Below are 17,099 nucleotides of genomic sequence, written 5' to 3' on the forward strand. Positions count from 1 at the left end.
TAAGTGTCCGTGAAAACGGGGGTGAACCCGAATCGCGCGGCGGACCATATGCAATTCAGCATCTACGAGCCTGACGGACAGTTAATTTACCGCCACATCTACGATCAGACGCCCTACATGACGGCGTACATGATGGACTTCAGCTTTCCGGAGCCGGAGTTGGCGGACTGGGACTTTTTCGTAGCGCTGAAAGGCAGCTTCGATTACATGAGGGAAAATGCGCACAAGCACCACGGTGCGGCGTCCCCGGATGATTCCTCGATTTCGCGTGTGGAGGCAGGCAAGCCCGCGTCGCGCTCGGGGTGGTGGCACACCCCCGCCAAGCAGAACAGCCGTCGCTACTTCAAGCAGGGCGACGTATTCCCCGAGATCGAGGGCAGTGCCTACGGTGCAACCTTCTGGCAATGGTCGCCCGACCAGTCCGATCCAAAGCTCTGACCATGCTGCTGCTCACGCGCAGGGAGGCGGGAGTGGTATCCGTCGGTAGCTCAGTCCGGGTGACGGTGCGGTCGGTCCGCGACGGGCAGGTCAAGTTCGGGATCGCTGCGCCACGGGATGTGCCGGTGTACCGCGGGGAGATCCGTCGGCGAATGCAGTGCGGGGCGTCGCAGGCTTCCCGGGATGGGGCTTGAGTCAGTCCCGTCGTGGTGGGATGTCACGCTGGTCCACGGCTATCGCAGCGAATTCGCCAAAAACAAAAAGCCCCGCGCGAGCGGGGCTTTTTGCATGGTGACGCTGGTTTCGTGGTGGAGCGGAGGAGGATCGAACTCCCGACCTTCGCATTGCGAACGCGACGCTCTCCCAGCTGAGCTACCGCCCCACGAAGGGCGCAATTCTAGCGGGAAGCGATGCCCGGGCGCCAGTCCCTTCGTTACTTCGGCAGCAGCGGGGCGAGGACCGGTTCCAGCAGCTCGCGGCGCCAGCCCTCCAGCGCCGGTGGCCAGTGGCCGTGGTCGAGCAGGGCTTCGAGGTAGCGGCGTGAGGCAAGCAGGCCGTCGGGCAGGTCCAGTTCGGCCCCGCGTGCGGCGACGGCGACCTGCAGGTCGCGCAGGCGCTGCTTGTCGCGCTTTTCGGCGAGGCTTGCGTCGGGGGTGTCGGCCTCGTCCGGGAGTTCGGTCGAAAAGGCGCGCCAGACCACGTCGCCCAGCTTGCGCGGTGCCTTGGGATGGGCGTCCAGCCGCGCCTGCAGGGCGGCGCGGTCGGTCGGCGGCCTGCGCGCGAGGTCGACCGCCAGTTCGTTGTCGAGGATCCAGCTGCGCGGGCGGTCGGCTTCGCGGGCGTGGACGTCGCGCCAACGCAGCAGGCGGACCAGTCGGCGCTGCGCCTCCAGGTCGAGGAACTGCGCCGAGCGCATCGACAGGTGCGGCCAGCGCTCGGCGGCGTCGTCGGTGGCGTTGGCGACGGTGCGCGCCGCGTCGTCTTCCAGCCAGCCGCGCCGCCCGAGCTGGGCCAGCATTCCGTCCAGTACGTCGTGCATCTCGAACAGGTGGCGTACGTCGTCGGCGGCGTACTCGAGCTGGGCCGGCGACAGCGGCCGGCGCAGCCAGTCCGAGCGCGTCTCGCCCTTGGCCAGTGCGACGCCGGTCAGCTGTTCGACCAGCTTCTGGTACCCCAGGCCGCCGCCCACGCCGGCCAGCGCCGCCGCCAGCTGGGTGTCGAACAGCGGCCGCGGGACGACGTTGCAGGCATGCTTGAACGCGACCAGGTCCTCGCTCGGACTGTGCATGACCTTGAGGATCGACTCGTCGGCGAGGATCGGCGCAAGCGCGTCGGTGATGCCCGGGGCGAGCGCGTCGACCAGCAGGATCTCCAGCGCCCCTTCGTGCTCCAGCGCGATCTGCACCAGCGCCAGTTGCGGCCAGTAGGTGCGTTCGCGGATGAATTCGGTGTCCAGCCCCAGCCGCGAGGGGCGCCGGGCGAGGAGGGCGGCCAGCACCGCGGGGTCGGTGACCCACTCGGGTGCGGGGGAAGATGGGCTTTGCACGGGGCGGTTGCGTGTCGGCGGCGGGACGAAGTTGCCCCGGCGGGCGACAATAGCCTACTTTCGGTGCGCCCTTCAGGGCCGGAGGACTCGCGTGCACGAACGCCAGTGGTCGGGACGGGTGGCCGAGTGACGATGACGCGCACGCTACGCCATTGCGGGCTGGCGGCGTTGCTGGCGCTGCTTGCGGCGTGCTCGGACCGCACGGGCGACCGCGCGGCGGCGACCGGCGACGTGGGTGATGCCGACGGGCGGCCCCAGATCGTGCGCGTCGAGCCCGGCCAGCAGGTGGCGCCGGTGCCCGACTGGGAACCGCCACGGGTCGAGGTCGCCGATGACGATGTCGAGTCGATGAAGGAACAGGCGGCGACGGCACTGGCGGCCGGCGAGCTGTTCGGCGACGCCGACGACGCCATCCCGCTGTACCTCGCGTTGCGCGAGCACGCCCCGGACGATGCCGACGCGGAGGCCGGGCTGGCCGCCGCGACGGGCGCGTTGCTGGAGCAGGGCGGGGCGGCGCTGGCGGCCATCGACAGCGAACCGGCCGCGTTGGTGCGGGCGCGCGAGATTGCGGCGGTCGCGCGCGACGTGGCGCCGTCCGAGCAGGCGGTCACCGACTACCTCGCGCAGGTCGACCGGGCCGCGCACGCCGCGCAGGCCAACCGGCGCGGCGAGGCGGCGCTCAACCGGCGCGAGTTCGGCCTCGACGGTGCAGGCGCGGTGACGTCCTTCCGCGAGGCGCTGGAGCTGCGCCCGGGCGATGCGCGCGCGATGCAGGGCCTCGCCGCGGCCGAAAGCGCGCTCATCCGCCAGGCCGAACTGGCGGCAAAGGCCGACGACTACGAAGCCGCGGACGACTGGCTCGACCGCGCCGCCCGCGTCCGGCCCGGCATGGACACGGTCGAACAGGCCCGGCTGCGCATGGCGCGCACGCGTGGTGCGCGGGTGCGCGAGTTGCGCGACCTGGGCATCGCCGTGCTGGCGCGCGAGGCCGATGTCGATGCCGCGCGCGAATACCTCGCCCGCATGCTCAGGATCGCCCCGCCGGGTGACTCCGCCGCGGTCGAGCTGCGCGAGCGGATCGAGCTGGCCAGCCACTACGGCCTGTTCCGCCCCGGCCAGGCGTTCACCGAAGCGCTTGGCCGCGCCGGGCGCGGGCCGGAGATGGTGGTGATCCCGCACGGTGCGTTCCGGATGGGGGCGGAGGCCGATGAGGCCGGTTCGACCGACGCCGAGCGCCCGGTGCGGACGGTGCGGTTCGAGCGCGGGCTGGCGGTGTCGCGCAACGAGATCACCGTGGGCGAGTTCCGCCGCTTCGTCGCCGCCACCGGCTACGAGCCTCGCGCGACCCGGCGCGGCTACTCCACCGTCTACGACGAGCGCAGTGGCAACCTGGTGCGGCGCAGCGGGGTCGACTGGCGCTCGGACTACGCCGGCAAGCCGGCCGGCGACGACCTGCCGGTGGTGCACGTCAGCGCCCACGACGCCGCGGCCTACGCGGCCTGGCTCGCCGAACAGACCGGGCACGGGTACCGCCTGCCGAGCGAGGCCGAGTTCGAATACATGCTGCGCGCCGGCAGCACCACGCGCTTCCCGTGGGGCGACGGTACGCCGCCACCGGGCACCGGCAACTTCACCGGCAGCGGCGACAGCTCGCCGGGCGGGCGCAACTGGCGCAACGCGTTCGACGGCCTGGACGACGGCGCCTGGGGGCCGGCGCCGGTCGGTTCGTACGCGACCAATGCATTCGGCCTTCACGACGTCGCCGGCAATGTCAGCGAGTGGGTCGCCGACTGCTGGCACGACAGTTACCGGCGCGCGCCCGCCGACGGCAAGGCCTGGTTCAACCCGGGTTGCCGCACGCGGGTGGTGCGGGGCGGTGCGTGGGCGAGCTCGCCGGCGCAGACCCGTTCGGCGTGGCGGCTAGGGAGCGACGCCAATACCACCAATGCGCGCGTCGGCTTCCGCGTCGTCCGCGAGATCTGACCAACCCGCCCGGCCGGGCGGTATCGAGGAGTTGTCGATGGCAATCGGTTCCCTGGGCGGCCTGCGTCGCCGCCAGCCCGCTACCGGGCGACGCCGCGGGGGCGGCATCCGCTGGTGGATCCTGCTGCTGTTCGCCGGCTACGCCGCGTGGCAGTGGTTCGGCAGCGCCGAGACCGACCCGTACACCGGCGAGACCGCGCATTACGGCGCCAGCGCCGCCGAGGAAGTGCAGCTGGGCGCGCAGGCCTACCAGCAGGTGCTGGGCGACGCGCAGGCGCAGGGTGCCCTGCTGCCGCCGGACACCGAGGTCAGCCGGCAGATACGCACCATCGCGCAGCGCCTCGTCGCGCGCGTGCCGGAGGTGACCACGCAGCTGGCGCAGCGCAACCAGCAGCAGGCGCCGACGTTCTACGAGCAGTTCCAGTGGGACGTCAGCGTGATCCAGTCCGACCAGGCCAACGCGTTCTGCCTGCCCGGCGGCAAGATGGCCGTCTACACCGGCCTGTTGCCGGTGGCGCAGACCGAGGACGCGATGGCGGTGGTGATGGGGCACGAGATCGCCCACGCACTGCTGCGCCACGGCTCCCAGCGCATGGCCCAGCAGGAGCTGGTGCAGATGGGGCAGATGGCCGCCGGCATGGCGATCGGCGGGATGGACCCGCAACAGCAGCAGGCGGTGATGGCGGCGCTGGGCGCCGGTGCGCAGTACGGCTTCATCCTGCCGTACGGCCGCAGCCACGAGACCCAGGCCGACCAGGTCGGGCTGATGCTGGCGGCCGCGGCCTGCTACGACCCGCGCCAGGCGATCCCGCTGTGGGAGCGGATGTCGGCATCGAGCGGCGGCCAGTCGCCGCCGGAGTTCGCCTCGACCCACCCCGACCCGGCCAACCGGATCCAGCACCTGCAGTCGTTGATGCCGCAGGCGCTGGAGTTCCACCGCCAGTACTGCGCGGACCAGCCGCTGCAGTAGGCGCGTCGACGTTAGCGCTTGGAGTCGGGTTTCTTCCCGGTGGCGGCGTTCTGGCCGACGCTGCCGGAAAGGTTCTGCTGGAACTCCTTCCACATCGACAGGTTGCGTTCGGTCAGCTGGTTCATCATCGTCCACGGGGTCTGGCCGATCATGCCGCCCATCTGCTTGCGGAACTGCTGCTGCTGGTCGAGGAAGACCTGCATCGAGCGCTCCAGGTAGGTGCCCATGAAGCCCTGCAGCGAGTCCCCGTAGAAGCGGATGATCTGGCTCAGCAGCTGGGTCGACAGCACCGGTTCGCCGTCCTGCTCGTGCTCGGCGATGATCTGCAGCAGCACCTGCCGGGTCAGGTCCTCGCCCGAGCGGGCGTCGCGCACCTCGAACTCCTCACCGTCGACGATCAGCTGTCGCACGTCCTCGATGGTGATGTAGCTGGAGATCTCGGTGTCGTAGAGACGGCGGTTGGGGTACTTCTTGATGACGCGCGTCTGGGCCATGGAGCGGGCGCTCGGTTGCATGATGCTCCGCAGCATGGCCCACGCCGGCGCCGCTTTGCAACTTGTGGCGGCGTTACCAGCCCATGTACTGGCCACCGTTGGCCGACAGGTTGGCGCCGGTGATCCAGCCGGCTTCGTCGGGGACGAAGAACGACACCGCGTAGGCGATCTCGTCGGGCGTGCCGAGCCGCCCGGTCGGGATCTGCGCGACGATCTTCTCGCGGATCTCCTCCGGCACCGCCATCACCATGTCGGTGCCGATGTAGCCCGGCGACACCGTGTTTACGGTGATGCCGAACCTGGCGTTCTCCTGCGCCAGCGAAATGGTGAAGCCGTGCATGCCGGCCTTGGCCGCGGCGTAGTTCGCCTGGCCGTACTGGCCCTTCTGGCCGTTGATCGAGCTGATCTGCACGATCCGCCCCCACTTGCGCGCGCGCATGCCCTCGATCACCGGGCGGGTGACGTTGAAACAGGAGTTGAGGTTGGTGCAGATGACGTCGTTCCACTGCTGCGGCGTCATCTTGTGGAAGGTCGAGTCGCGGGTGATGCCGGCGTTGTTGACGAGGATGTCGACCGGGCCGAGCTGCTCCTCGATGTCGCGCACCAGCGACTCGGCCTGCTCGGGCGAGGACACGTCGCCGCGGGCGATCGCGACATCGACGCCGGCGTCCTTCATCCGCGCCTGCCATTCGCGGCCGCGGCCCTCGTCGCGGAAGTTGGTCGCCACCCGGTGGCCCATGCCGGCGAGCCGCTTGACGATCGAAGTACCGATGCCGCCGGTGCCGCCGGTGACCAGTGCAACGCGTGCCTGCATGTCGTTCCTCCTCCCCGTGTGCCCGACCTCAGTCTAGTCCGCGATTGTGAAATGTCTGTTGTGCGATGCAGGGTCAGGACGCGGTGTCGCCACGGCCGATCAGTTGCGGCCGGAATGCTGTGCGCGCTGCCGGGAGCAGGTCGGTCACGCGGTCCGCCCCGGCGAGTGCCGCGGGGTCCTGCCCGAGCGCGGCCCAGGCGCGGCGCAGGGCGGGCAGGGGATCGGTGGGGTCGACCGGCCGTGCCGATTCGGACTTGGACAGCTTGCGGCCGTCGGCGCCGGTCACCAGCGGGAGGTGGGCGTGGCGCGTGACCGGCAGCCCGAGCGCGCGTTGCAGCAGGATCTGGCGGCCGGTCGAGTCGAGCAGGTCGGCGCCGCGCACGACGTCGGTGATGCCCTGCGCGGCGTCATCGACCACCACCGCGAGCTGGTAGGCCCAGTAGCCGTCGGCGCGCAGCAGGACGAAGTCACCCACCGTCGCGCCGACGTCCTGAACCTGCGGGCCGCGTACGAGGTCTTCGAACGCGACGCGGGCATCGGGCGCCACCCGCAACCGGACCGCCGGCCGAGGGCGCCGGGTGGTTGCGACGCAGCGACGGTGGATGCCGCCGGTCGCGGCCAGGTCGGCGCGGCTGCAATGGCATTCGAATGCGTGGCCGTCCGCCAGCAGCCGGTCCAGCGCCCGGCGGTACAGGTCGCCACGCTCGCTCTGGCGGACCACCGGACCGTCGGGATGCAGGCCGAACGCACGCAGCGCGGCCAGTTGCCGGTCGGCCGCGCCGGGCACCTCGCGCGGCGGGTCGAGGTCCTCGATCCGGACCAGCCACTCGCCGCCGGCCCCGCGTGCGAGCAGCCAGCTGCCCAGCGCCGCCATCAGCGAGCCGGGATGCAGGTCGCCGGTGGGCGAAGGCGCGAACCGGCCGCGATAGGCCGGGGCGGGGGCGGGGGCGCAGGACTGTGAGGAGGCGGGTGGAGGCACGGGGTCGGGCAGGGTGGAGGGCACGCGCGGAGAGCACCGATGGCCGCGTTCCGCGGACGCCCGCGCCGGCCGGTCATCTTGAATTCCCGGCGAGCCTGCCACACTTCCGCCATGACCGCGCATGGTGCGCGCAAGGGTGTCCACATGTTCAAGCGCGTCGCGCTGTTCCTCGCAACCAACCTGGCGGTGATGGTGCTGCTGGGCATCGTCCTGAGCATTCTGCAGAACGTCTTCGGCGTCACCCTCGGCAACAACGGCGTGCTGATCGTGATGGCCGCGCTGTTCGGCTTCGGCGGCTCGCTGATCTCGCTGATGATGTCCAAGTGGATGGCCAAGCGCTCCACCGGCGCGCACGTGATCGAGCAGCCGCGCAACGAGGCAGAGCAGTGGCTGGTCGACACGGTCCGCCGCCAGGCCGAGAACTCGGGCATCAAGATGCCGGAAGTGGCGATCTACGACGCGCCGGAGATCAACGCCTTCGCCACCGGGCCGAGCCGCAACAACTCGCTGGTCGCGGTCTCCACCGGCCTGCTGCGGGCGATGGACCGCAACGAGGCCGAGGCCGTGCTGGCCCACGAGGTCAGCCACGTGGCCAACGGCGACATGGTGACGATGGCGCTGATCCAGGGCGTGCTCAACACCTTCGTGATCGTGCTGGCACGCGTGGTCGGGCGGGTGATCGACAGCTACATCAGTGGCAACCGAGAAGGCGGCCCGGGCTTCGGCTACTACATCATCGTGTTCGTGCTGGACATGGTGTTCGGCCTGTTCGCGAGCATGATCGCGATGTGGTTCTCGCGGCACCGCGAGTTCCGCGCCGACGCGGGCGGTGCCAGCCTGGCCGGCCGCGACAAGATGGTCGCCGCGCTGCAGCGGCTGTCGCAGACCTACGGCGAGAGCACGCTGCCCAAGCAGGTGGCGGCGTTCGGCATCAGCGGCGCGGTCGGCCATGGCCTGAAGCGGCTGCTGATGAGCCACCCGCCGCTGGAGGAGCGCATCGCCGCGCTGAAGCGGATGTCGGATTCAGTGCGCACCGCGGCCTGATCCGCGGCAGCGAACGCTTGCGCCGGACGCAAAAAGCCCGCCAGATCGGCGGGCTTTTTCGTGCCGGCAACGAGGCCGGTCAGTTGAAGTCGTAATCCATCTGCGGCCCCGCCTGGGCGAGGAAATGGCCCTGGGCGTAGTCGATCCCCGCGCCAAACAGGATGGTCATGCTGCCGGCGTCCTGCACGAAGTTGGCGATCGTCTGCTTGCCCATCTCGCGTGCCTTGGCGGCGATTTCGCGGACCCGCTCCTGGTGCTCGGCGCTGCCGGCAAGCTCCTCGGTGAACTCGCGGTCGAGCTTGAGCATGTCGGCGTTGAAGTGGCTCAGCAGCTGGAACGAGTTCAGGCCGCTGCCGAACTGCTCCAGCCCGACCCGGACGCCAAGCTCGGCGACGCGCTGCTGGAACGCCTGCGCCGCCTTGAGGTGGGTGAACACCTTCGACTCCGGCAGCTGCAACACGAGCAGCTGGCCTTCGGCACCATGCTTGGCCAGCTGCTCGCGGATGTGCTGCAGCAGACTGTCGTCCTGCAGCGACACCTCGTTGATGCGTACCAGCAGGGTGGTGCGGTGGCCGCTGCGCAGGCGCTCGCCGATGTCGGCGATGGCGCGCCCCACCACCCAGCGGTCGATCTCCCACAGCAGGCCGTGCTCCTCGGCGATCTGCAGGAAGGTCAGCGGCTGGACCAGCTCGCCGCCTTCGCCGCGCATGCGCAGGTAGGCGTCGTACATCTCCACCGGTTCGCCATGCAGGCTGATCAGCGGCTGGTAGTGCATGACGAAGCCTTCGCCGTCGATCGCGTCGCGGATCCGGTTGACCCAGGCCTCGACGCGCTCCTCCTCGGCCCGGTCGACCGCGCCGGGATCGAAGATCTCGACCCGGTTGCCACCGACGCCGGCCGCCGACTGCACGCCCTCGTGCGCCTTGCCGAGCACCGCGGTGACGCTGGCGATCTTCTGGCCGATCTGCACGCCGCCGATGCTGGCGGTGGCGTTGAGCGAGCGGTCGTCGACGTCGAGCACGGCCGCGGCGAACGCGGCGCGCACGGCCTCGGCGAGGGCGACGGTGCCGTGGTAGTCGCTGCCGGCGCGCAGCACCGCGAACTGGTGCTCGCCGAAACGGGCCACGACGTCGTCCGGCCCCAGCGCGCTCTGCAGGCGTCGGGCACAGGCGGCGATGAGCTTGTCGGCCGCGTCCAGCCCGAGGTCCTGCAGCAGCTTGGCGTAATGGTCGGGCTCGACCAGCAGCAGGGCGTGGTGGCTGGCGTTGCGGGCCGCGTCGGTGACGGTGTCCTCGAGCTGGCGCAGGAAGGTCGGCCGGTTGAGCAGCCCGGTGGCCTGGTCGCGCTGGCGCAGCTCCTCGACCTCCCGCGCCAGTTCCGGGTCGAACTCCTGCCGGCGCAGGATCACCTGCTGGCAGGCCTCGCCCTCGTAGGTCGCGGCGGTGAACTCCATCACCGCCGGGAAGCTCTCGCCCTCGAGCGTGCGGGCTTCCATTTCCAGCCGCGGCGGCGGTGCCTCGCCCTTGCCCAGGCGCTTGAGCAGCTGCTTGAAGTCGTCGACATGCTGCGGCGCGACCATGTCCAGCAGCGACATGCCCTCGATGTCCTCGAACGAGTCGAAGCCGAACATCTCCAGGTAGGCGCTGTTGGCGCGGATGTGCATGCCTTCGTGGACGTAGGCGATCGGGTCGCGCGAGGAGTCGATCAGCGCGTCGCAGCGGCGCTCGGTCTCGCGGACCTGGGATTCCAGCTTGCGCAGGGCCCGGCGCGACTCCAGCGCGGTCCACTCCTTGCGGGCGATGGCCTCGACCTGGTCGATCTGCCGGCGCAGCGCGATGCCGGCGGCGCCCGAAGCGGTGGCCTGCAGCAGCACGGTGTCGTCGATCGCGTCGACCAGCAGGATCACCGGCAGGTCCTTGCCGGTCGCGTCGACGCGCTGCATGACGGTGGCCGGCGGCAGCGTGCGCGAATCCTCGGCGGCCAGGACCAGCTCCAGCGGCGGGCCGGCCAGCAGCGCATCCAGGGCCTCCTCGCTCTCGGGTCGGCTGGGCCGGACCGCGATGCCGGCGTTGCGCAGTCCACTGACGATGGCTTCGGCCGCCTCGACGCTGTCGTCCACGATCAGCAGCCGCAACACCATGTCTTTCGCAGATTGCATAGGTTCTCCGTCCGGGGGGACATCCTGGGGGCGCGGGGCCGGGACGAGGCGGAGCGCCGCCTCGGGCGGAAGCGGGACAGACGTGTCCGCGACCGCAGCGTCGCCACGTGCATATGAAAGCATGTTCTCCCCCCCTTGCGTGCCGACGCGCCGGGCCGTGCCGGTGGCTCCGGGCCCCCCTGGGCCGCGCCGATCGCGTGTCGCACCTGATGCTTATGACAGATGCCGCGCCGGCGGTCCGTGACGCCCTTCAAGGGTTGCTACGCGAACCGGCGCCGGCAGCGGCCGTCCCGGACGCGCGGGGCGGGCGGTCCCCGGACGGGCGCCGCTGGAGGGGCTAGAGCGGCCGCTTGCCGGTGTCGCCGGCCACTTCGCGGACCAGGCGCGGCACCAGGTAGCCCGACAGGCGGGCCGCGAGCGCGGCGTGGAGCGCGCGGGCGCGGTCGTCGTCCACCTCGAAATGGGCCGCGCCCTGCACCCGGTCGAGCTGGTGCAGGTAGTAGGGCAGCACGCCGGCGCGGTGGCCGCACTCGGACAGGTCGGCCAGCGCGTCGACCGAGTCGTTGACCCCGCGCAGCAGCACCGCCTGGTTCAGCAGGGTCGCCCCGACCCCGCGCAGGCGCGCCATGGCGGTGTCCACGGCGGCGTCGAACTCGTTGGCGTGGTTGGCGTGCACCACCACGACCACCGGCCACGGCAGGCCGCCGAGCCACGCCAGCAGGGCTTCGTCGACGCGCTCGGGCAGCACGATCGGCAGCCGGGTATGGATGCGCAGGCGACGCAGGTGGCCGATGCCGGCCAGCGCGGCGGTCAGTTCGGCCAGCTTTGGGGTGGCCAGCGACAGCGGGTCGCCGCCGGAGAGGATGACCTCCTCGATGCCGGCATCGGCGCGGATCACCTCCACCGCCTGTCGCCAGTGGTCCGCCGCGGCGGTCTCCTCGGCATACGGGAAATGCCGGCGGAAACAGTAGCGGCAGTTGACCGCGCAGCTGCCGGTGGCGACCAGCAGGGCGCGGCCGCGGTACTTCTGGATCACCCCGTGGCCGGATCGGGCGGCGCCGTCGCCGACCGCGTCGAAGCTGAAGCCGGGCATCGGCTGCAACTCGTCGCCCAGCGGCAGGACCTGGCGCAGCAGCGGGTCGTGCGGGTCGCCGCGGCGCATGCGGGCGACGAAGCCGCGCGGCACCCGCAGCGGGAACTGCGCCAGCGCCGCCGGCGGGATGTCCAGCGTGGCCGGGTCGAGCCCGAGCAGACCCAGCAGCTCGGCCGGCTCGCGCACCGCATCGCGCCAGAGCTGTTGCCAGCTCGGTGACGGCGGGGTCGCGGGCTGCGGGAGGGCCGGGGCTGCGGGTATCATTCGGGTCCTGTGCTGCTTTGCGTTCCGGCGTGGCCGGAGGCAGCCCGACATTCTAGCCGCCCGCCGCACCGGCCGGGCGGCGAGCCGTATTCATCTACTCGCAGGAGCTCCGCATGGCCACTTACGGCATGAACGACGTCAAGAACGGGATGAAGATCCTGGTCAACAACGACCCGTGCATCATCACCGACACCGAGTACGTCAAGCCGGGCAAGGGCCAGGCCTTCACCCGCGTGAAGTACCGCAGCATCAAGAGCGGTCGCGTGCAGGAAATCACCATGAAGGCGACCGACTCGGTCGAGGCCGCCGACGTGGTCGACACCGACATGCAGTTCCTCTACGCCGACGGCGAGTACTGGCACTTCATGGACCCGTCCAGCTTCGAGCAGGTCCAGGCCGACAAGAACGGCGTCGGCGACGCGGCCAAGTGGCTCAAGGGCGAGGAGGAGTGCGTGGTGACGCTGTGGAACGGCGTGCCGATCTTCGTCAACCCGCCCAACTTCGTCGAGCTCAAGATCACCGAGACCGACCCGGGTGTCCGTGGCGACACCTCCGGCGGCGGCGGCAAGCCGGCGACGCTGGAGACCGGCGCGGTGGTCCGGGTGCCGCTGTTCGTCGGCCAGGACGAGGTGATCAAGGTCGACACCCGCTCGGGCGAGTACGTCAGCCGGGTCAAGTGATGACCGACACCGCCCGCCAGCCCTGCGACCTGCTGATCGAAGCCGGCTGGGTGGTCCCGGTGCAGCCGCACGGCACGGTCCTGGCCGACCATGCCGTGGCGGTGGCCGGTGGCGTCATCGTCGGCGTGTTGCCGACGGCGGAGGCGCGTGAGCGGTTCCAGCCGGCCGAGGTGGTGTCGCGTCCCGACGCGGCGCTGATCCCGGGGCTGGTCAACGCCCACACCCACAACCCGATGACGCTGCTGCGCGGCGTCGCCGACGACCTGCCGCTGATGGAGTGGCTGCAGGGCCACATCTGGCCGGTAGAGGCGGCGGTGATCGGGCCGGAGTTCGTCAGCGACGGCGTCACCCTGGCCATCGCCGAGATGCTGCGCGGCGGCACCACCTGCGCCAACGAGAACTACTTTTTCCCCGACGCCCAGGCCGCAACCTACAAGCGCCACGGCTTCCGCGCGGTGGTCGGCCTGCCGGTGATCGACTTCCCGACCGCGTGGGCGGCGACCGACGACGAGTACTTCGACCGCGCCGGCGAGGTCCACGACCAGTGGCGCGACGACCCGCTGGTGACGATGGCGTTCGTCCCGCATGCGCCGTACACGGTCTCGGACGCGAGTTTCGAGCGGATCCGGATGCTGTCCGACCAGCTCGACCTGCCGGTCCACCTGCACACCCACGAGACCGCTTTCGAGGTCGAAGAGTCGCGCGGGAAGCACGGCCAGCGCCCGCTCGCGCGGCTCGACCGGCTCGGCCTGGTCAACGACCGGCTGATCGCGGTGCACATGACCACGCTGGTCGACGCCGAGATCGAACTGTGCGCGGCGCGTGGCGTCAGCGTGGTGCACTGCCCGGAGTCCAACCTCAAGCTGGCGTCGGGGTTCTGCCCGGTCGGCAAGCTCGAGAAGGCGGGCGTCAACATCGCCATCGGCACCGACGGCGCGGCCAGCAACAACGACCTCGACATGTTCGGCGAGATGCGCACGGCCGCCCAGCTGGCCAAGGCGGTGGCCGGCGACGCGGCGGCCTTCGGCGCCGCCAGCGCGCTGCGTGCGGCGACCCTCGGCGGTGCGAAGGCGATGGGGCTGGAGCACGCGATCGGTTCGATCGAGGTCGGCAAGCAGGCCGACCTGGCCTGCGTCGATCTCGGCCAGCTGGAAAGCCAGCCGCTGTTCCACGTGGTCTCGCAACTGGTCTACGCGACCGGCCGCCACCAGGTCAGCGACGTCTGGATCGCCGGCCGGCCGAAGCTGCGCAGGCGCGAGCTGGTCGACATCGACGTCGCCGCGCTGGTCGCCAACGCACGGCAGTGGCGCGACCGCATCGCCGCGATCCGCGCCTGACCTTCAATCTGTCCCGAACCGGGGAACCCCATGACCGCAGCGCCGTCCGCTTCCAGCAACTTCAGCCAGGCCGAACTCGACAAGTTCGGCGCGCTGGCCCAGCGCTGGTGGGACCCGCAGGGCCCGCAGAAGGCGCTGCATGCGATGAACCCGGTGCGGCTGGGCTACGTCGCCGGCCGTGTCGCCCTGCGCGATGCGCGGGTGCTCGATGTGGGCTGCGGCGGCGGCCTGCTCAGCGAGGCACTGGCGGGCGAGGGCGCCAGCGTGACGGCGATCGACCTGGCGCCCGAGCTGGTCAAGGTCGCGAGGCTGCACGGGCTGGAGAGCGGGGTGACGGTCGACTATCGCCAGCAGGCGGTCGAATCGCTGGCCGACGAGGCGCCGGGTTCGTTCGACGCGGTCACCTGCATGGAGATGCTGGAGCACGTGCCCGACCCGGCGGCGATCATCGACGCCTGCGCGCGCCTGCTGCGTCCCGGCGGCCGGCTGTTCCTGTCGACCCTCAACCGCACCCCGGCCGCGTTCGCGCTGGCGATCGTCGGTGCCGAGTACGTTGCCCGGCTGCTGCCCAAGGGCACCCACCGTTACCGCGACTTCATCCGCCCGTCCGAACTCGGTGCCTGGCTTCGCGCCGCCGGCCTGCAACTGGAGGACGTCAGCGGCCTGATGTACGAGCCGTGGCGCAACAGTGCGCGGCTGATTTCGCGGGCCGACGTCAACTACCTGGCCTGCGCGCGAAAGCCCGGGTGACCGCATGAGCCGGCCATTCCCCCGCGCGGTGCTGTTCGACCTCGACGGCACCCTGCTCGACAGCGCGCCCGACATGCTCGCCGCGATCAACACCATGCGCGCCGACCGTGGCGGCGAGCCGATGCTGCTGGCGGAACTGCGCCCGCACGTGTCGAAGGGCGCGCGGGCGATGGTGCAGGCCGCGTTTCCCGATATCGACGAAGCGACGCGCGAGGGCTGGATTCCCGTTTTCCTCGACCGCTACCGGAGCGAGCTGGGCCGCCACTGCGGGCCGTTCGAGGGCGTCGAGGCGATGCTCGCGAGCCTGGAGGCGGCCGGGAGCGTATGGGGCATCGTCACCAACAAGCCCGAATCGCTGGCCGCGCCGCTGTTGCCGATGCTCGGCTGGCAGGACCGCTGCAAAGTGCTGATCGGCGGCGACAGCCTGCCGGCGCGCAAACCCGACCCGCTGCCGCTGCGGGTGGCTGCCGAACGAATCGGCGTCGATCCGTCGCAGTGCATCTACGTCGGCGACGACGAGCGCGACATCGTCGCCGCACGCGCCGCTGGGATGCCGTCGGTGGTCGCCCTGTGGGGCTACCGGCTTTCGGAAGACGACCCGTTCGCCTGGCAGGGCGACGTCCTGGTCGACCAGCCCGCCGACCTCTGCAACGCCATGGCCTGGCCACACTGCAATGACTGAGACCGAACAGCCGCCGGTGGACAGCCGCGACGAACCCGCCGCGGCGCTGGCCGGCTTCGTCGACAAGTGGCGCGCGCGCTGGCCGGAGTGGATGGTGGCCGAGGTCTTCGTCCCCCAGCCGCAGCGCGCGGTGGCGGCCGCCTGGGCCACCTTGCAGCAGGAGCTGACCGACGCGGCCTGGGGCGGCAGCGACCCGATACCGGGCGAGGCCAAGCTGGGCTGGTGGCAGGAAGAACTCGCCGGATGGGTGCGCGGCGCGCGGCGGCACCCGCTGGGCGCGGTGCTGCAGGGCCAGCCGGCCCCGTGGGCGACGCTGGCCGCGGCGCTGCCGTCGCTGGCCCGCAGCCGCGAGCGTGCCGGTGACGTGGCGGAGGCGTTCTCGGCCCTGGACCCGTTTGCCCGCGCCGTCGCCGGGATCGAGGCCGCGATGTTTGCCGACACCGCGGTTGCCGACACTCCCCTGGACGACGCGACGGCGCTGGTCAGCGCGACCCTGCTGCAGGCCCGCCTGCTGCCGGAGGGCGATGCCGGCGTGCCGCTGAGCATCATCGCCCGCGCCGGCGAGGCTGATCCGCGGCCGCTGTGGGCGGCCCGGCTGCGCGACCAGTGGCCGGTCGCGTGCGGTCCGCGCTCGCGCCGGGTCGCCGCGGCCCTGGCCCGCGCGCGGCTTTCCCGGCCCGATCCTGCCCGCCCGCTGCCGCCTTGGCGCGCCTTGCTGGTCGGCTGGCGCGCCGCCCGCGCCTGACGGACCCGCAACACTGTTCGCGCTGCCGGGACGGGCCGTTCCAGCCGCCGGGGCGGGCCCGCGAGGGGCGGCCGGTAGAATGGCGGCGTTGCAAACCTCCCGTTGCGCCCATACCCCGAGCCTGTGAACACATCCCCCAACGCTCCCCGCCGCCTGCCTGACGTGGCCCATGACGCCGCCGCGCTGGCGCGCCCGCTGGACTGGGTCGGCATGTCCAACATCGCCGTGCCGCTGCGTGTCGCCGGCCCCGCTGGCGAGTCCATCCAGGTCGCGGCCTCGGTCGACGTCTCGGTCAACCTGCTCGACCCCGACGCCCGCGGCATCCACATGTCGCGGCTCTACCTCGAACTGCAGCATGCCTTCGCCACCGAGGTGGTGACCCCGGCCGGCCTGCGACGCGTGCTGCAGACGCTGGTCGACACCCAGTCCGGGCTGTCCGGCGCGGCGCGCCTGGTGCTGCGCTACGACCAGTTGCTGCTGCGACCGGCGCTGGCCAGCGGCAATGCCGGCTGGAAGCGCTACCCGGTCGAGATCGACGCCTGCCTGGTCGACGGCCACCTGAAGCTGGCGCTGCGGTTCGCGGTCGAGTACTCCAGCACCTGCCCGGCCTCGGCGGCGCTGTCGCGCCAGCTCAACGCCGACCGTTTCGCCGAGGATTTCGCCGACGCCCGCCCGCTGGCCGGCGCGATCCACGACTGGCTGGCCTCCGAGCGCGGCCTCGCCGCGACCCCGCACGCCCAGCGCAGTCGCGCAGACGTCCGGGTCGAGCTGCGCCCCGCCTTCGACGAACTGCCGCTCACCGCACTGATCGACGCGCTGGAGCAGGCGCTCGCCACCCCGGTACAGACCGCGGTGAAGCGCGAGGACGAGCAGGCCTTCGCCCGCCTCAACGCCGCCAACCTGATGTTCTGCGAGGATGCCGCGCGCCGGGTGGCCGCGGTGCTGTCGGACGACCGCCGCATCGAGCGCTTCGATGCCGAGGTGGCGCACTTCGAGAGCCTGCACGCGCACGACGCCGTCGCGCGCGTCACCGGCAGCGGCGCGCCGGCCTGACCCTGCCCGGGCCGGCGGGCGTGTGTCCCGCCGGCTGGCCGGATTCGTGTCCCGATTGCGTGGCGTTGG

17 protein-coding genes and 1 tRNA gene are annotated in these 17,099 nt (G+C 71.4%); 11 read left to right on the plus strand and 7 right to left on the minus strand.

Annotation, left to right across the window (positions count from 1 at the left end):
- Positions 1–21 precede the first annotated feature (21 nt).
- Complete coding sequence (locus tag N799_RS09845; protein ID WP_152597896.1) at positions 22–438, plus strand: hypothetical protein; 417 nt, start codon at positions 22–24, stop codon at positions 436–438.
- Between the two features lie 2 nt (positions 439–440).
- Positions 441–632 (plus strand): carbon storage regulator, encoded by a 192-nt coding sequence (locus N799_RS09850; protein ID WP_036211666.1) that lies wholly within the window; start codon positions 441–443, stop codon positions 630–632.
- 112 nt (positions 633–744) lie between these two features.
- Here the strand turns inward: N799_RS09850 and N799_RS09855 are convergent.
- Positions 745–820: transfer RNA gene (locus N799_RS09855), tRNA-Ala, on the minus strand.
- 51 nt (positions 821–871) lie between these two features.
- The gene (gene rnd, locus N799_RS09860; protein WP_036211670.1) at positions 872–1,984 is read right to left on the minus strand and encodes a ribonuclease D; all 1,113 of its coding nucleotides are present in this window, start codon (positions 1,982–1,984) and stop codon (positions 872–874) included.
- A gap of 132 nt (positions 1,985–2,116) precedes the next feature.
- Here rnd and N799_RS09865 point away from each other — a divergent pair, with 132 nt between their 5' ends.
- Entirely contained in the window at positions 2,117–3,967 is a 1,851-nt protein-coding gene (locus tag N799_RS09865; RefSeq protein ID WP_036211673.1) for a formylglycine-generating enzyme family protein, read from the plus strand.
- Positions 3,968–4,004: 37 nt separating this feature from the next.
- On the plus strand, positions 4,005–4,937 hold the full coding sequence (locus N799_RS09870) for a M48 family metallopeptidase (RefSeq protein WP_052101439.1): 933 nt from the start codon (positions 4,005–4,007) through the stop codon (positions 4,935–4,937).
- Between the two features lie 11 nt (positions 4,938–4,948).
- Here the strand turns inward: N799_RS09870 and phaR are convergent, their stop codons facing one another.
- From phaR to gluQRS, 3 genes are all read right to left on the minus strand, one after another.
- Positions 4,949–5,431, minus strand: coding sequence for a polyhydroxyalkanoate synthesis repressor PhaR (gene phaR / locus N799_RS09875; protein WP_036211779.1), 483 nt, complete (start codon positions 5,429–5,431; stop codon positions 4,949–4,951).
- Positions 5,432–5,504: 73 nt separating this feature from the next.
- On the minus strand, positions 5,505–6,245 hold the full coding sequence (gene phbB, locus N799_RS09880) for an acetoacetyl-CoA reductase (RefSeq protein WP_036211676.1): 741 nt from the start codon (positions 6,243–6,245) through the stop codon (positions 5,505–5,507).
- Positions 6,246–6,318: 73 nt separating this feature from the next.
- Positions 6,319–7,224 (minus strand): tRNA glutamyl-Q(34) synthetase GluQRS, encoded by a 906-nt coding sequence (gene gluQRS / locus N799_RS09885; RefSeq protein ID WP_036211781.1) that lies wholly within the window; start codon positions 7,222–7,224, stop codon positions 6,319–6,321.
- A 144-nt stretch (positions 7,225–7,368) separates the two neighbouring features.
- Between gluQRS and htpX the strand changes: the two genes are divergently transcribed.
- Positions 7,369–8,268, plus strand: a complete 900-nt coding sequence (htpX, locus tag N799_RS09890; RefSeq protein WP_036211785.1) for a protease HtpX — start codon at positions 7,369–7,371, stop codon at positions 8,266–8,268.
- Between the two features lie 79 nt (positions 8,269–8,347).
- Here htpX and N799_RS09895 read toward each other — a convergent pair whose 3' ends face one another.
- Both N799_RS09895 and epmB read right to left on the minus strand, forming a co-directional pair.
- Positions 8,348–10,426, minus strand: a complete 2,079-nt coding sequence (locus tag N799_RS09895) for an EAL domain-containing response regulator (protein ID WP_036211678.1) — start codon at positions 10,424–10,426, stop codon at positions 8,348–8,350.
- 337 nt (positions 10,427–10,763) lie between these two features.
- Positions 10,764–11,783, minus strand: coding sequence for an EF-P beta-lysylation protein EpmB (gene epmB / locus N799_RS09900; RefSeq protein ID WP_036211680.1), 1,020 nt, complete (start codon positions 11,781–11,783; stop codon positions 10,764–10,766).
- 113 nt (positions 11,784–11,896) lie between these two features.
- Here epmB and efp point away from each other — a divergent pair, with 113 nt between their 5' ends.
- The 6 genes from efp (at position 11,897) to folE2 (ending at position 17,030) form a co-directional block, all read left to right on the plus strand.
- Positions 11,897–12,463 carry an elongation factor P gene (efp, locus tag N799_RS09905; protein WP_036211682.1) on the plus strand — a complete coding sequence of 189 codons (567 nt, stop codon included), beginning with the start codon at positions 11,897–11,899 and terminating at the stop codon, positions 12,461–12,463.
- A complete protein-coding gene (locus N799_RS09910) occupies positions 12,463–13,800 on the plus strand; it encodes a TRZ/ATZ family hydrolase (RefSeq protein ID WP_036211685.1) in 1,338 nt (445 codons plus the stop codon). Before efp ends, N799_RS09910 begins: the two co-directional genes overlap by 1 nt.
- Before the next feature lie 30 nt (positions 13,801–13,830).
- Positions 13,831–14,550 (plus strand): bifunctional 2-polyprenyl-6-hydroxyphenol methylase/3-demethylubiquinol 3-O-methyltransferase UbiG, encoded by a 720-nt coding sequence (ubiG, locus tag N799_RS09915; protein WP_036211687.1) that lies wholly within the window; start codon positions 13,831–13,833, stop codon positions 14,548–14,550.
- Between the two features lie 4 nt (positions 14,551–14,554).
- The gene (locus tag N799_RS09920) at positions 14,555–15,232 is read left to right on the plus strand and encodes a phosphoglycolate phosphatase (RefSeq protein ID WP_036211691.1); all 678 of its coding nucleotides are present in this window, start codon (positions 14,555–14,557) and stop codon (positions 15,230–15,232) included.
- Positions 15,225–15,977 carry an isoprenoid biosynthesis enzyme family protein gene (locus N799_RS15665; protein ID WP_052101440.1) on the plus strand — a complete coding sequence of 251 codons (753 nt, stop codon included), beginning with the start codon at positions 15,225–15,227 and terminating at the stop codon, positions 15,975–15,977. Before N799_RS09920 ends, N799_RS15665 begins: the two co-directional genes overlap by 8 nt.
- Positions 15,978–16,130: 153 nt before the next feature.
- Positions 16,131–17,030: a GTP cyclohydrolase FolE2 gene (gene folE2, locus N799_RS09930; RefSeq protein WP_275040614.1), complete on the plus strand. Its 900-nt coding sequence runs from the start codon at positions 16,131–16,133 to the stop codon at positions 17,028–17,030.
- The last annotated feature ends 69 nt before the right edge of the window (positions 17,031–17,099 follow it).

It is taken from the genome of Lysobacter arseniciresistens ZS79, assembly GCF_000768335.1.
Classification (GTDB): domain Bacteria; phylum Pseudomonadota; class Gammaproteobacteria; order Xanthomonadales; family Xanthomonadaceae; genus Novilysobacter; species Novilysobacter arseniciresistens.